The 14626-nt window shown below is 37.2% G+C and carries 12 protein-coding genes; 8 read left to right on the forward strand and 4 right to left on the reverse strand.

From position 1 onward, the window contains the following. Positions 1-5 precede the first annotated feature (5 nt). The 4 genes from M2306_RS10535 (at position 6) to M2306_RS10550 (ending at position 4846) form a co-directional block, all read left to right on the forward strand. Positions 6-1367, forward strand: coding sequence for a methylmalonyl-CoA mutase family protein (locus tag M2306_RS10535; protein ID WP_259190909.1), 1362 nt, complete (start codon positions 6-8; stop codon positions 1365-1367). 11 nt (positions 1368-1378) lie between these two features. Next, entirely contained in the window at positions 1379-2794 is a 1416-nt protein-coding gene (locus tag M2306_RS10540) for a methylmalonyl-CoA mutase family protein (RefSeq protein WP_259190910.1), read from the forward strand. A gap of 124 nt (positions 2795-2918) precedes the next feature. Next, a complete protein-coding gene (locus M2306_RS10545) occupies positions 2919-4166 on the forward strand; it encodes a DEAD/DEAH box helicase (protein WP_115092666.1) in 1248 nt (415 codons plus the stop codon). Positions 4167-4186: 20 nt separating this feature from the next. After that, a complete protein-coding gene (locus M2306_RS10550; protein WP_259190912.1) occupies positions 4187-4846 on the forward strand; it encodes a SanA/YdcF family protein in 660 nt (219 codons plus the stop codon). 22 nt (positions 4847-4868) lie between these two features. On the opposite strand, the gene feoB is transcribed toward M2306_RS10550, so the two are convergent. From feoB to recR, 3 genes are all read right to left on the reverse strand, one after another. Further along, positions 4869-7049: a ferrous iron transport protein B gene (feoB, locus tag M2306_RS10555; protein ID WP_259190914.1), complete on the reverse strand. Its 2181-nt coding sequence runs from the start codon at positions 7047-7049 to the stop codon at positions 4869-4871. 20 nt (positions 7050-7069) lie between these two features. Further along, a complete protein-coding gene (locus M2306_RS10560; RefSeq protein ID WP_115092663.1) occupies positions 7070-7303 on the reverse strand; it encodes a FeoA family protein in 234 nt (77 codons plus the stop codon). 183 nt (positions 7304-7486) lie between these two features. Then, positions 7487-8107, reverse strand: a complete 621-nt coding sequence (gene recR, locus M2306_RS10565) for a recombination mediator RecR (protein WP_115092662.1) — start codon at positions 8105-8107, stop codon at positions 7487-7489. Between the two features lie 199 nt (positions 8108-8306). On the opposite strand from recR, the gene M2306_RS10570 reads away from it, so the two are divergent. Then, positions 8307-9806 carry a sodium:solute symporter gene (locus M2306_RS10570; RefSeq protein WP_259190915.1) on the forward strand — a complete coding sequence of 500 codons (1500 nt, stop codon included), beginning with the start codon at positions 8307-8309 and terminating at the stop codon, positions 9804-9806. Here the strand turns inward: M2306_RS10570 and M2306_RS10575 are convergent. Next, positions 9786-10145 (reverse strand): CoA-binding protein, encoded by a 360-nt coding sequence (locus tag M2306_RS10575; protein WP_259190916.1) that lies wholly within the window; start codon positions 10143-10145, stop codon positions 9786-9788. The genes M2306_RS10570 and M2306_RS10575 overlap by 21 nt on opposite strands. Before the next feature lie 166 nt (positions 10146-10311). On the opposite strand from M2306_RS10575, the gene M2306_RS10580 reads away from it, so the two are divergent. The 3 genes from M2306_RS10580 (at position 10312) to M2306_RS10590 (ending at position 14544) form a co-directional block, all read left to right on the forward strand. Continuing rightward, positions 10312-11001 carry an OmpW/AlkL family protein gene (locus M2306_RS10580; protein ID WP_259190918.1) on the forward strand — a complete coding sequence of 230 codons (690 nt, stop codon included), beginning with the start codon at positions 10312-10314 and terminating at the stop codon, positions 10999-11001. 117 nt (positions 11002-11118) lie between these two features. Next, positions 11119-12444: an MATE family efflux transporter gene (locus tag M2306_RS10585; protein WP_259190920.1), complete on the forward strand. Its 1326-nt coding sequence runs from the start codon at positions 11119-11121 to the stop codon at positions 12442-12444. Between the two features lie 126 nt (positions 12445-12570). After that, positions 12571-14544 carry a heavy metal translocating P-type ATPase gene (locus tag M2306_RS10590; RefSeq protein ID WP_259190922.1) on the forward strand — a complete coding sequence of 658 codons (1974 nt, stop codon included), beginning with the start codon at positions 12571-12573 and terminating at the stop codon, positions 14542-14544. Positions 14545-14626: the final 82 nt, after the last annotated feature.

Consider the following 14626-nt stretch of genomic DNA (forward strand, 5'->3'; position numbering starts at 1 on the left):
TTCCTATGAATCATCATCTTTTCGGAGAATTTACGAGCATTCCATCTAAACAGTGGAAGAACAAAATTCAATACGAACTAAATGGAGCCAATTATAATGAAACCTTAGTTTGGGAAAGTTTAGAGGGCATCAAAGTACGTCCTTTTTATTCTGCGGATGAAAGTCAACCGCTCCCAATCGCTACTCAAAACACACAATGGCGTATTGTCCATACTATCTATATTCAGGATATAGCGAAATCCATTAGCAATGCAAAAACTGCGTTACAAAAGGGTTCGGAAGTTATTTATTTTACTTTAGCTACAGCTGACCTTGATGTTATACCGTTATTTGATGCTTTACCTCGAGAAGTGACCTATTTTTTGAGAGCTTCATTTTTAGATCAAGTCTATATGGAACGCGTGGCACAATGGGCCATTCAACATCAGTATACGCTTCATCTTTTAGTTGATCCAATTTATCAACTGGTAACAGATGGCAATTGGTTTCACAATATCAATCAAGATTTTGCAATTGTTCATGCACTAACCCATCAATATGCAACGGTCAACTTAACCATTGATACCAAAGCATATCAACAAACTGGGGCTACTATTGTACAACAAGTGGCCTATGCGTGTAATCATTTCAACGAATACCTCTCAAGAGTGACGACTCAAGGACAACCTATTTTTGTTGAGGTTGCCATGGGGTCCAATTACTTTTTTGAGATGGCAAAACTCAAAGCCTTGCGTTTGCTTTTTGATTTAGTTGCACAAGAATATCAAGTACCTCAAGGAGTAGTAAGGATTATCAGCCTACCTACCAAGCGAAATAAAACACTGTATGGGGCATCAATCAATGCTCTCCGCACGACAACAGAATGTATGAGTGCTATTTTAGGAGGGGCGGATTTTGTTGGAAATCTACCTTATGATGCACTCTATCGAAAAGAAAATTACGCGAGTCAACAAATCGCAAGAAATCAGCTACTCACATTAAAAAAAGACAATGATTTCCAAGCCGTTGACAACCCTACAGCAGGCGCTTATTATATAGAGGAATTAACCAAGCAAATTGCTGAAAAGGCGTTAGAGATTATCAAACAGATTGAAAAAGCAGATGGTTTAATCACCTCTTTTCACGAAGGAACAATTCAACGCAAAATTGAGGAAGCAGCAGCAAAAGAACAACAGCTGTTCCAGACGCAAAAGGAAATTTTAGTAGGTACTAATCTACAAGCCAATCCCAACGAAAAGATACAGGCTCAATTGGAACTTTTTCCTTTTGTCAAACAAAAACCACGCAAAACACTCATTGCCCCAATCATAGAGAAACGCCTAGCAGAAAGCTACGAACAACATCGATTAACAGAGGAAAACAACTAAGATTATTCGTTATGAAAAGAAAGGATTTACAGCATTTAAAAATAGATTCTACTCTATTCGAAACAAAATCAGCTTCCCCTGTTCCTATCGCTATTGAGGATATTGCCAACCAGCAAACAGATGGAGAAGACGACTTTCACTATGCTGCTGGATTTGCTCCGTATGTACGAGGAATTTCTCCAACTATGTATGTGCTACAACCGTGGCAAAGCAATCAAGTTCCACAAAGTTCAACCCTGGAAAAATGCAATCAGGTTTATCGCAATCAGATTCAGCAAGGACAAAAGGAAATCATGCTTGTTTCCAATCCATCCCAACAGCAAAATACAATTCATTCCATTGAAGAGATGAAAGTCTTACTAGATCAACTCCCTCTCCATGAAATAGCTGTTTCACTGTATACCGATGAAAGTATTTTACCTTTATTGGCTTGTTACTTAGCAGCAGCTGAAGAACTGGGTTTTGATGGAAAATCCTTATCGGGTCATGTACACTATGATTTAGTATTACCCGTTTTTACCTCGAACGGATTATACACTTTAGAAACAGCACATCAACTAGTTGCGGATATCAGTGGGTACATGCATCAGCATCACCCTGCATTCAATGCGCTTTCTCTTTCCAACAAAGCCTTTCAGTTACTTAAACTACCAGCTGATCAAGAGCTTGCCTATAGTTTAGCACATGGGGTTGATCAAATTAAGGCCATTGCAACACCTGCTATTTCGGTTGATTATTTAGCTACGCATCTTTCATATGCTTGGTCTACAGATACACATCATTTTACAACACTAGCTAAAATGAGAGCTGCTCGTGGACTATGGGCGAAATTACTCAAGTCTTTGAACGTGAAGAATGAGCAAGCACTTGCCTTATCTATCCGCACACAAACGCTACCAATCCCTTTGGATTCGAATGAAGCGATGGAGGCCTTAGGTCCAGCAACTGTAGAAGCCACTGCTGCTATTTTTGGTGGTACACAAGCACTTCACTTGCAACTACCTCCTACTCCATCAACGGGGCTTACTGCAGGTCAAATGCAGCGTTTTTTAATGGAAGAAATCAAAAGTTGTAAAACAGTTGATCCCTGGGCAGGTAGTTATTATGTAGAAAAACTAACGCAAGATATTGCTAAAAAAACGTGGGATACCCTTCAAGAAATTGAAAATAAGGGGGGAATACAATCCATACTCACACAGCTAATTCAAACGCAACTTGCTAAACAACCTGCCGTAGAACCTAAACCTAGTGATGAGATAGTAGCTGTTGACCAGATTCCTTCCCGTCAAACTAAAGAAGTAGAAAAAGCGTTAGCCAACCTTACTGAAAGTATACAAACACCAAGTGAAAATGTATTGGCCTTAGCCATTAAAGCAGTGAAAGCACGTGCAACGCTTAATGAAATTCACCAAGCCTTACTCCGCTAAATCTCGTTTTCACAATTCCCTAATTAACAATCAATTAAAAATAAGAAAACACGCTTTTTTTGAAGGGTACTTCATTAATTGCTACCAAAACGCGTACCTTTGTCATATAATATAAGTATAGGTTATGACATTTGAAGATTTACAACTGAATAAAAACATTCTACGCGCCATTGAAGAACTTGACTATCAAGCTCCTACTCCCATTCAACAAAAAGTAATTCCCTTGGTTTTACAAGAGAAGGATGTTATTGGTTGCGCCCAAACAGGAACGGGAAAAACAGCTGCTTTTGCCATGCCTATTTTACATTATCTTCATCGCTTAGGCAATACCAAACGCACAAAAAATGCCCGTGTATTAGTGGTAACACCAACACGAGAATTAGCGCAACAAATTGCAGATAATTTTACACTATATGCTAAATACACCAACGCAACTTTAATGACCATTTATGGTGGTGTATCAAGCAAACCTCAAATTGAACAATTAAACAAAGGAGCTGATATTATTATTGGAACTCCTGGTCGTTTATTGGATTTATACAAACAAAAACACCTCAATTTAGATCACGTGCATTGCTTGGTATTAGATGAAGCAGATTTAATGCTCGATATGGGATTTATTGATGATGTAAAAAAACTTATCCAGGTTACTCCGGATACGAGACAAACATTATTATTTTCTGCAACTATGCCTTTGCCAATCCGAGAATTGGCGCATAACTTCCTAAAGAAGCCTGAATATGTAGCAGTTGATGCTATTTCATCCAGTGCAAAAACAGTGAAGCAACAAGTCTATTTCGTTGAGAAAGGAGAAAAGAAAAAGCTATTGTATCACCTGATTCGCAATCAAAAATTAAGTGATGTCTTAGTCTTTACACGTACCAAACATGGGGCTGATGCAGTCGTAGAATCACTTGAAAAGAATGGAATCAATGCAGCTGCTTTTCATGGAGATAAATCGCAAAACTTACGTCAAGAGGCTTTAGATAGTTTCAAGCAAAAGGAAACGAAAGTATTAGTAGCAACAGATATCGCTGCAAGGGGAATCGACATCGACTCTTTGCCTATTGTTATCAATTACGATTTACCTAATATTCCAGAGACCTTTGTACACCGTATTGGGCGAACAGGACGCGCTGGAAATGAAGGTTTAGCCATTTCCTTTTGCGATAAATCCGAGAAAAAATACTGGGAAGATATCGTGAAATTTACGCGTACTCAACCTAAAATTGTTACAGATCATCCGTTCCCTTGGAAGGAAGAACCTAAAAAAGGAGAAGCAGCTCCTAAAAAGGATTTTCGAAATAAAGCGAAAAATGCCAATTCACGTAAATCTGAGAATTCTAAAAAAAATAAAAAACGTTGGTATTAATCCCGTTATAATTCCAAAATATGAAAAGAATAATGCTGGGAATAGGTCTATTGGGTATTGCTCTACTTCTTTTTATTTGGTGGGCCAATGCACAAGTATCATCAAGTACAAAGAATCAGCTATTTGATGAAATTGATCAAGTTCCTCACCATAAAGTAGGTATGGTTTTAGGAACCTCGAAATATTTAAACGGAGGCCAGCTTAATTACTATTTCACCTATCGCATTGAGGCAGCTGCAGAGCTGTATCATGCAGGTAAAATTGATTTCATCGTCGTTAGTGGAGATAATAGTCGCGAAAATTACAATGAACCCAAAGACATGGAAGAAGCCTTGATTGAACGAGGGGTACCAAAAGATCATATCTATTTAGATTATGCTGGTTTTAGAACCTTAGATTCAGTCTATCGCATGCAAGCCATCTTCAATGAAGACGCTTTTACCATTATCTCACAACCCTTCCACAATGAAAGAGCGGTATACATCGCCAATCATTTGAATTTAAAAACAGTGGGATTCAATGCACAAGATGTTACCCGTAAATATGGATTCAAAACGCTTTTGCGTGAAAAATTCGCTCGAGTAAAAGTGATATTAGATCATTTTATTGATAAGAAACCGAAATATTTAGGCCCGCAGATTCTCATTGGAGAAGGGCTAAAACAAGAAAAAGTCGAGTAAATTACTCGACTTTTTTTTAGTATTAACTGAATAGATGCCAAAGTTGTGTCACAGTAAAACACACGATTAAACCAAAGATAATCGGTAAAATTGAGGCAACTGTGGTCCATTTGACACTATGTGTTTCTTTATAAATTGTGTAGATGGTTGTACTACATGGATTGTGCAATAAACTAAAAAGCATCAGATTGACTCCCGTCAAGGTAGTCCATCCCGCCATTTGTAAAATGGTAGCAATCTCTCCGTCTGAAACTTCAAACATCACCCCTGCTCCTTCCCCTAACGTAGCATCACCCAAGACCATAGCCGTAAGCATTAAAATTGTAGGGATTACAATTTCATTGGCCGGAATTGCTACAATATAAGCCAATAAAATCACGCCATTCAATCCAATCAGAACAGCAAAGGGATTTAATCCTTCAATCATCCAAAGCGCTATACTTTTATCTGCAACATCAATATTACAAACCAACCAAATGATTGCCCCGGCAGGTGCAGCAAATACAACCGCACGCCAAAGAACAATTAACGTTCGATCAATCAAAGAAGTATAAACCGTCTGCCATACTCTTGGCGGGCGATATGGGGGTAATTCTAACGTAAAGAAAGAAGATTCCCCTTTGAGCATCGTTTTGGATAACATCCATGAAGTAAAAAACGTAAAGGCAATTCCCAATACTACGATTCCTACTACAGCTAAAGTAGAAACAGTAGGAGCTAAATATTTAGGTGCTAACGCGCCAATAAAAATAGTAGCCATTAAGATTTGCGTAGGCCAACGTCCATTACAAAGCGAAAAGTTATTGGTAATAATCGCAATTAATTTTTCACGTGGACTGTTGATGATACGTGTTGCCACTACTCCTGCAGCATTACAACCAAACCCCATACTCATTGTCAAGGCTTGTTTACCATGGGCTCCTGCTCCTTTAAAAATACGATCGAGATTAAAAGCAACGCGAGGTAGATAACCAAAATCTTCCAGTAGGGTAAACAGCGGAAAGAAGATGGCCATTGGAGGTAACATCACTGCAATTACCCAAGCCGTTGCTAGGTAAACGCCATCTACAAGAAAACCACTCAACCACCAAGGAAAATGCAAACTCACAGCTCCTTCTTTCAAAAAGGGATACAGCTGTTCCAATAAAAGATAAGACAGTGCTTCTGAGGGATAATTGGATCCGATAATCGTCAACCAAAGTATTCCACCGAGCATTAAAAGCATCAAAGGAAACCCTAAAAGCTTACTAGTTACTACGCGATCAATCAAGCGATCCACTCGAAACGCTCGCTGATTATCATCTACTTGAACACGTCCTTTTACAATAGTTGAAACCTGTGCGAAAATTGCCCCTGCTACATTATCAGAATAATCCAATCCTAATTCTTCGTTGTACTTTTGCGCTTTAACTACGATTGGTTCTACTTGTGCTTCCGTAATATGAGCAGATAAGGTACCACTAGCTAAAGCCGTTTGAATACTAGCATCCTGTTGAATCAAACGCATGGCAATCCACGATACACTTGGTAATTGTGCATCCAAAGCCAATAAATCAGCAGCTATATCTTGAACTGCTTTTCTTGATGCTCCAGATATTCCCGTAATATTCTTTTGTTGTGCTACAAATTTTCCCGTTGCTACTTGATCAATAGCATGCAGAAGATCGGTAATTCCTTCTTTATTTCTGGCTGATGTTGGAATAACAGGAACTCCTAAGTCACGAGATAGTCCACGTACATCAATCTCCACTCCATGTCGCTTTGCTTCGTCCATCAAATTGAGACAAACCACTACTTTAGTTGTGATTTCCTGAATTTGAACAACCAAACTCAAATGGCGTTCTAATCGACCTGCATCAACCACCACTACGGTTACATCGGGTTCTCCAAATAAGATATAATCGCGCGCTACTTCCTCATCTTCTGAAGTAGACATCAACGAATACGTTCCTGGTAAATCGACCAATCGATACGTTTGATCTCCATATAAGAAACTTCCTTCTGCTCGGGTTACTGTTTTTCCAGGCCAGTTTCCTGTATGTTGTTTAAGTCCTGTAAGTGCATTAAATATGGTGCTTTTTCCAGTATTGGGATTTCCTGCCAGCGCAATAGCATAATCGTATTTACCTGATAGATTGCCCAACTTTTTTAAATCAGCAGCTTTATTTAAATCACATAAGTCACAGGCTGAATGTGTTGTCATATACTTTCCTTTCCTCTTAATTAATTCTCTGAATCAAGTAACACCATTTGAGCGTCCTCTTTTCGCAAAGAAATAATTGTATTATAAATAGAATAAGCCACCGGATCTTTTAATGGGCTAATGCTGTGAACTGATATAACAGCTCCAGCTACAAATCCTAAATCGAGAAATCGTTGATGCACTTCTTTGGAACAATCTTTAGCGATGCCCTTAATGATGCCTTTACTTCCTAATTTTAAATCCGATAAATTCATTCCTTTGTCTTTTGTTTAGATATACAAAATTACAAAATTAGACAAGCCTAACAATAAATTTAGCGTAATTTATACTTTTTAAAAATAAAAAGACACAACATTTCCTAGTCGAAGATCATTAATGAGGCTATACTACTCATTTTCTTCGTCTTATACATAAACCAGAAAAGTAATTATTTGAGGTTACAGGGACTTAAACGCATTTTCAAAAGGAACACGATGAACCAAACTACGGCCTAAGGTAACTTCATCGGCATATTCTAATTCATCTCCGACGGCAATTCCTCTTGCAATGGTTGAGGTAATGACATCATAATCTTTGATCTGTTTATAAATATAGAAATTGGTTGTATCGCCGTCCATCGTTGAACTTAAAGCAAAAATCAATTCTTTGACATAACCGCTTTTTACTTTTTCCACTAGTGATTGGATATTCAACTGACTCGGTCCAACACCATCAATAGGCGAAATTTTCCCACCTAAGACATGGTAAATTCCCTTAAATAGTTGCGTATTTTCCAAGGCCATAACATCGCGTACATCTTCAACAACACAAATGATTTGGTGATCTCGAACAGGATTCGAACAGATTTCACAGATTTCTGCATCAGCTATATTATGGCAGCTTGTACAATAACTAATCTCACGACGCATCTTATCCAATGCTTGTGCCAAACGAGAAGTTTGTTCTTCAGGTTGTTTTAATAAATGTAAAGCCAATCGCAAAGCAGTACGCTTGCCAATTCCAGGCAGTTGAGCAATTTCCTCTACTGCTTTTTCTAATAATTTTGAAGGAAAATCCATCCGGCAAAGATATAAAATATACAACTATTTTCCATGTTTTTATATGGTTCGTCTTTCACATCAAAAAACAAATCCTCTAGCATAAGCCCTTGCTCTCAAACCATTCATCCCCAACTTTTTTTCATCGCTACCCATAGAAATAGATCTATAAAATTTACTTACTTTTGATTTTCTGGAACTACAAAAATATACGGATACCATGACGCCTATCACTATCATCATTATTATCGCTATTTACTTTGGAATGCTCATTGGAATTTCTCAGTTAACGAGTAAAAAAGACAGTAGTAATGATGCCTTTTTTAGCGCAAATAAAAATGCAAAATGGTATTTGGTCGCTTTTGGAATGATTGGAACAGCCTTATCTGGCGTAACCTTTATTTCCGTTCCTGGTGAAGTAGGTTCTCCTAATGGAGAACAGTTTAAATACTTTCAGTTCATTTTAGGAAATGCCGTTGGTTTCATTATCACGGCAGCCGTTCTCCTTCCTTTGTATTACAAGTATAATTTGGTTTCCATTTATACCTACATTGAGAAAAAACTGGGGTTCTACAGCTATAAAAGTGCAGCCTCCATTTTCTTACTCAGTAGAACAATTGGTTCGGCCTTTCGCCTGTATTTGGTTGTAATTGTTTTACAGCGTTATGTATTTGATTACTTTGGTATTCCGTTCTTTGCAACGGTATTAATTGCACTTTTATTAATCTATGCTTATACCTACAAAGGCGGGCTAAAAACGATTATTATCACCGATTCACTGCAAACCTTTTTCTTGGTTTCTTCGGTAATCTTAACCATTATTTTCATTTGTCATCAATTGGATTTATCGGCTATTCAGGCTTTTGAATCTATTAAAAATAGCAACTATTCCAAAATATTCTTCTTTGAAGATTTTATGGGAAGTCGCTACCACTTTATCAAACAATTTGTTGGTGGTATATTTGTCACCATTGCTATGGTTGGGTTGGATCAAGATTTAATGCAGAAAAACCTAAGCTGTAAAAACATCAAAGAAGCGCAAAAAAACATGTATTCCTTCACGGGAATCTTCGTACTTGTTAATCTTTTGTTCTTGGGGATTGGTGCACTTCTTTATATCTATGCCAACAACCAAGGTATTGATGTTCCCTTAGATGCAGTGACTCAAAAACCACGTACCGATTTACTATTTCCTGAAATAGCTTTCAACCACCTCGCTGTTATTCCTGCACTAGTATTTTTACTTGGGTTAACAGCCGCTACTTTTGCAACAACAGATTCTGCATTAACCGCCCTTACTACTTCTTTTTGTATTGACTTCTTACACATGGACAAAGACAAAGCGAATCCGTCCAACGTTTGGAGAAGAAAGTTGGTTCACTTTGGTTTTTCTATTTTAATGTTTTTGGTCATTATCTTATTTAATGCCATCAATGATGCCTCAGTAGTTAGTATGATTTTTAAAATTGCTTCTTATACCTATGGCCCGTTATTAGGACTCTTTAGTTTTGCTATCATATTTAAAAATCGACAAGTGAAAGACAAACTTGTTCCTTACATCTGTATCCTTTCACCTTTTGCTACCTTATGGTTTAGCAACAATGCTACTTCTTTATTGAATGGCTATGTTTTTGACAATGAATTAATTCTCGTTAATGCTTTAATTACGTTCGTATTATTGCTGTGTATTAGCTCTAAATCAAAACTGATTCGTGCGTAAAAGAACCAACGTACACGCTTCTTCATATCCGATATTATGTCGAATCAAGCGCTTGTAAAAATCGGGATTCTCTGTTCCAGGGTTAAAAATCACCCGATTCGGTTTTAATTCAATAATATAGTCGTAAAACTCTTCTTGCCTTTCTGGGTTGAGGTATAACGAAACGGTATCAATATCACGATACATTTTTTTATCCGTTTCAATAGTAACATCCGCCACTTTTCCTGTTCTCAAACCATGAGCTACTACAGAATGCCCATATTCACGCAACATTCGAATCGCTTGATTGGAATAGCGCTCTTCTTTTAAGGAAGCTCCAAATACAATTGTTTTTTTCATGTTTAAAAGTCTTATACTTAAAAATAATAATTTATCTTAAATAAAACAAATTCATAACAAGATTAGAAGTTTGTGTAAATAAAAATATAACACAATGATAAAAATCATGTTTTTATACTAAAACAATAGATACATTTGTTAAAGTATAATTGTAATACAGATAACTATGAAAAAGCTATTTCTATCATTATTAGGAGCTGTTTTATTAATGGGTAATACGGCTACTGCTCAAGAAACACCTACAAACGAGAAAGAGTCGTACAAATGGCAAGTTCGCCTACGTGGTGTTGGAGTAATTCCACACAATAGAGCAGAAATCGGAGGTATTGGAGGACAAATAGATGTGAATAACAACTTTATTCCAGAGCTTGACTTTACGTATTTCTTTACAGAAAACATTGCTGCAGAGTTAATCTTAGGAACATCTAGACACACTGTTGGAACTTTAGGTTCAGATTTAACTCCTGTTAAGGGTGATCCAGTAGCTAATGTAGACTTAGGAAGTGTATGGTTATTGCCTCCTACTTTAATGGTGCAATACCACTACCCTGTGACAAGTAATTTCAAACCTTATGTTGGGGTTGGGGTAAACTACACGATTTTCTACAACGAGAAATCAGGTAGTGCAAGAGATATTTCATATGACAATAAATTTGGTTGGGGATACCAATTCGGATTTGATATTGACATCACAGATAAATTCTTTATCAACGTTGACTTCAAAAAATTATTCTTGAAAACAGACGTAACAGTAGATGCTACAAATTTAAATCCAACAGGAGAGCAATTAAATCTTCCTGCTAAAGTAAAAATTGACCCTATGTTGATTGGTTTTGGTGTAGGGATGCGTTTTTAATCATTCAATTAATTTTTTTTTATAAGATGTTCCTAACCATATCCTTGGTTAGGAACATTTTTTTTGCTCTTTGTTTTTGCCGACCTTTGCCCTTGTTAGCATAAGGAGAAGAATTACATGGACCAATCAATTACTTTTAAAGGAATCAACAAACTTGCAATACCGGCTATTTTTTCAGGAATCTCAGAATCCATCATTACATTAACAGATATTGCCATTGTAGGAAATCTCAAAGAAAATAGTGTTGAAGCATTAGGTGCAGTAGGTCTTGTAGGATCATTCTTATCCGCTATCATTTGGGTAGTGGCGCAAACCAAGACCTCGCTATCAGCTACGGTATCTCAACATTATGGTTCCAATAGACTTATTGCAATCAAAACTTTGGTTCCTCAAGCTATTCTATTCAACTTTGCCTTAAGCCTACTCCTATTTTTAACGACCACTGTTTTTGTACACGAAATTTTTACCGCTTATAATGCTGAGGGGTTATTGCTTACGTATGCCAAAGAATACTATTTAATCCGCGCATGGGGATTCCCCTTAACCCTAATTACGTTTGCCTTGTATGGGGTTTTTCGAGGATTACAAAACACCATCTGGGCCATGAAATGTAGTCTAACAGGTGCATTGCTCAATGTTGTATTAACGTATCTATTGGTGTATGGTATTGATGGTTACATTCCTGCTTATCACATTAAAGGTGCAGCCTATGCGAGTGTTATCGCCCAAACCGTCATGCTCATCATGGCTTTCTACTATTTCTTCAAGTATACGCCTTTTACTATGCGTATTAGCAAAAATATCAATCCTACATTGAAGCCCTTCATCATCATGAGCTTCAATTTTATTATTCGAACGGCAACTTTGAACGTTGCCATCTACTTAGCAAATGCTTATGCGACTGGTTATGGAAAAAACTTTATTGCCGCTCAAAGTATCTTGATGAATATCTGGTTGTTCTTTTCCTTTTTTATTGATGGATATGCGACAGCAGGAAATGCAATGGCCGGAAAACTATTGGGCGAAAAAAACTATAACGCCATGTGGCACATGAGTAAAGCAATTAGTAAATATGCGATTATCATCTCCATTATACTTATTGCGATTTGCTTTGCCTTTTATGAACAAATTGGTTTGCTCTTCAATCAAGATCCTGACGTAATTCGCGTATTCACTTCTGTATTTTGGATTATTCTATTAGTACAACCTATTAACTCCCTCGCTTATATTTACGATGGAATATTCAAAGGGATGGGTGATGCTAAATTCCTGAGAAACAATTTAATATTTGCTACTTTTTGTGGCTTCCTTCCTACATTACTTTTCTTAGACTATCTCGGTTTTCAATTGTACAGTGTATGGATTGCCTTTGCAGTCTGGATGTGCTGTAGAAGCTTTCCGTTGATGTATATTTTTAAAAAGAACTATGTGAGGAATGGTTAACGGTTTCACCCCCCCCATAACCCATAACTTCTAACCCAAAATGTAACACTGTTGCAAACATGCCTCCGCTCTATTTATATTCTACAGAAGTACTTAACTTTGTATATAGAATAAATATAAATAGTTATGATACATCAAGATAAAGACAGTTGCTGCAATTCAAAACTTGAATTCCACAAAAAACCGGCGCATAACCACGAGGATCACAGTCATGATGACCACGACCACAACCACGGGGAAATGAATAGTAAATACACCATTGGTTTCAGTATTCTTTTATTCTTTTTAGGCGTATTATTTGCGAATGTTTTAAAAGTAGATTGGTTTATCAACAACCCTACGTTACGCGTACTTTGGTATTTAGCGGCTTATGTACCTGTTGGTTTTCCAGTATTGAAAGAAGCGTTTTCATTAATGCTAAAGAAAGATTTCTTCAATGAGTTTTCACTTATGGGAATTGCCACTTTAGGTGCTTTTGCAATTGGGGAATATCCCGAGGCAGTAGCAGTAATGCTATTTTACACCATTGGAGAAATGTTCCAAGAATCAGCCGTTAATAAAGCCAAAGGCAATATTAAAGCCCTATTAGATATTCGTCCAAATGAAGCCAATGTATTTCGCAACAATGCCTTTACAATTGTTAATCCAGAAGAAGTACAGATTGGAGAGCGCATTCAGGTAAAAGTAGGAGAGAAAATTCCATTAGATGGAGCTTTATTATCTGATAAAGGAAGTTTTAATACCTCTGCACTAACGGGAGAAAGTAAACCATCTTCGTATAAAAAAGGAGAAACAGTGCTAACGGGAATGATCAACTTAGAACAAGTAATTGAGATTCGCACTACAAAATTGTACCAAGACAGCTCCTTAGCTAAAATCCTAGAGATGGTACAAGAAGCAAGTACTCGAAAAGCACCAACTGAATTGTACATTCGCAAGTTTGCTAAAGTGTACACGCCGATTGTTTTCTTTTTAGCTGTACTATTAACCTTTGTTCCTTATCTATTCTTAGGTGAAGCTTATGTATTTACCCAATGGTTAGAAAGAGCCTTAGTATTCTTGGTAATTTCTTGTCCTTGTGCCTTAGTAATCTCTGTTCCATTGGGATATTTTGGTGGAATTGGAGCGGCTTCTCGAAATGGTATTTTATTCAAAGGGTCTAATTTCCTTGAATTAATGGCAAAGCTAGATATTGTGGTAATGGACAAAACAGGAACACTAACAGAAGGTGTGTTTAAAGTTCAAAAAGTCGAAACAACGCTACCACAAGAACAGTTTGTACAACTTGTAGCTGCTATTGAAAAACAATCCACCCATCCGATTGCGAAAGCAATTGTAGAAGCTTATCCAACCTCCTTAGTAGCAGAAAAGGTAAGGGAAATATCAGGTAAAGGACTTGCAGGAGTGATTGATAATCAAGAAATATTAGTGGGTAATACTGCTTTATTAACCCAACACAGCATTGCTTATCCAAGCGAGGTTAATGAAATTGTAGAAAGTATTGTCGTAGTCGCTATTGACAATCAATATGCGGGTTATATTACCATTGCAGATCAGATTAAAGAAGATTCTAAAGATGCCATTCGATTAATGAGATCCATGGGGGTTCAAAAAACAATCATGTTGAGTGGAGATAAGGATACAATCACGCAGAAAGTAGCGCAAGAAACGGGAATTGATTTTGCTTTAGGAGGATTATTACCTGAAGGTAAGGTGGAACAAGTAGAACGATTGAAAAAAGAAAATCCAACAAGCTCCCTTGCTTTTGTAGGAGATGGAATTAATGATGCCCCTGTATTAGCACTGAGTGACGTTGGAATTGCTATGGGAGGTTTAGGTAGTGATGCCGCAATTGAAACAGCAGATGTTGTGATTCAAACAGACCAACCTTCTAAAATTGCTACAGCGATTCACATTGGAAAAGAAACACGCAAAATTGTTATCCAAAACATTACACTTGCCTTAGTTGTAAAAATTATTGTACTAATTCTAGGTGCTGGTGGGCTTGCAACGATGTGGGAAGCCGTTTTTGCTGATGTTGGTGTGGCTTTACTCGCTATCTTAAATGCAGTGCGAATTCAAAAGATGAAATTTATTTAATACCACACGCATAGAGAAAAACAAGACGTCCTATATGGTTACATATAGGACGTCTTTATTTTATAGCTATTGATTATACGCC

It is taken from the genome of Myroides gitamensis (genome assembly GCF_029894455.1).
GTDB classification, from domain to species: domain Bacteria; phylum Bacteroidota; class Bacteroidia; order Flavobacteriales; family Flavobacteriaceae; genus Flavobacterium; species Flavobacterium odoratum.

Coding starts and splice junctions, on each gene's coding strand:
- M2306_RS10560 (WP_115092663.1), bottom strand. CDS start 7,303: ATGAATTTATCGGATTTAAAATTAGGAAGTAAAGGCATCATTAAGGGC.
- feoB (WP_259190914.1), bottom strand. CDS start 7,049: ATGACAACACATTCAGCCTGTGACTTATGTGATTTAAATAAAGCTGCT.
- M2306_RS10540 (WP_259190910.1), top strand. CDS start 1,379: ATGAAAAGAAAGGATTTACAGCATTTAAAAATAGATTCTACTCTATTC.
- M2306_RS10535 (WP_259190909.1), top strand. CDS start 6: ATGAATCATCATCTTTTCGGAGAATTTACGAGCATTCCATCTAAACAG.
- M2306_RS10590 (WP_259190922.1), top strand. CDS start 12,571: ATGATACATCAAGATAAAGACAGTTGCTGCAATTCAAAACTTGAATTC.
- M2306_RS10575 (WP_259190916.1), bottom strand. CDS start 10,145: ATGAAAAAAACAATTGTATTTGGAGCTTCCTTAAAAGAAGAGCGCTAT.
- M2306_RS10550 (WP_259190912.1), top strand. CDS start 4,187: ATGAAAAGAATAATGCTGGGAATAGGTCTATTGGGTATTGCTCTACTT.
- M2306_RS10570 (WP_259190915.1), top strand. CDS start 8,307: ATGACGCCTATCACTATCATCATTATTATCGCTATTTACTTTGGAATG.
- M2306_RS10580 (WP_259190918.1), top strand. CDS start 10,312: ATGAAAAAGCTATTTCTATCATTATTAGGAGCTGTTTTATTAATGGGT.
- M2306_RS10545 (WP_115092666.1), top strand. CDS start 2,919: ATGACATTTGAAGATTTACAACTGAATAAAAACATTCTACGCGCCATT.
- M2306_RS10585 (WP_259190920.1), top strand. CDS start 11,119: ATGGACCAATCAATTACTTTTAAAGGAATCAACAAACTTGCAATACCG.
- recR (WP_115092662.1), bottom strand. CDS start 8,107: ATGGATTTTCCTTCAAAATTATTAGAAAAAGCAGTAGAGGAAATTGCT.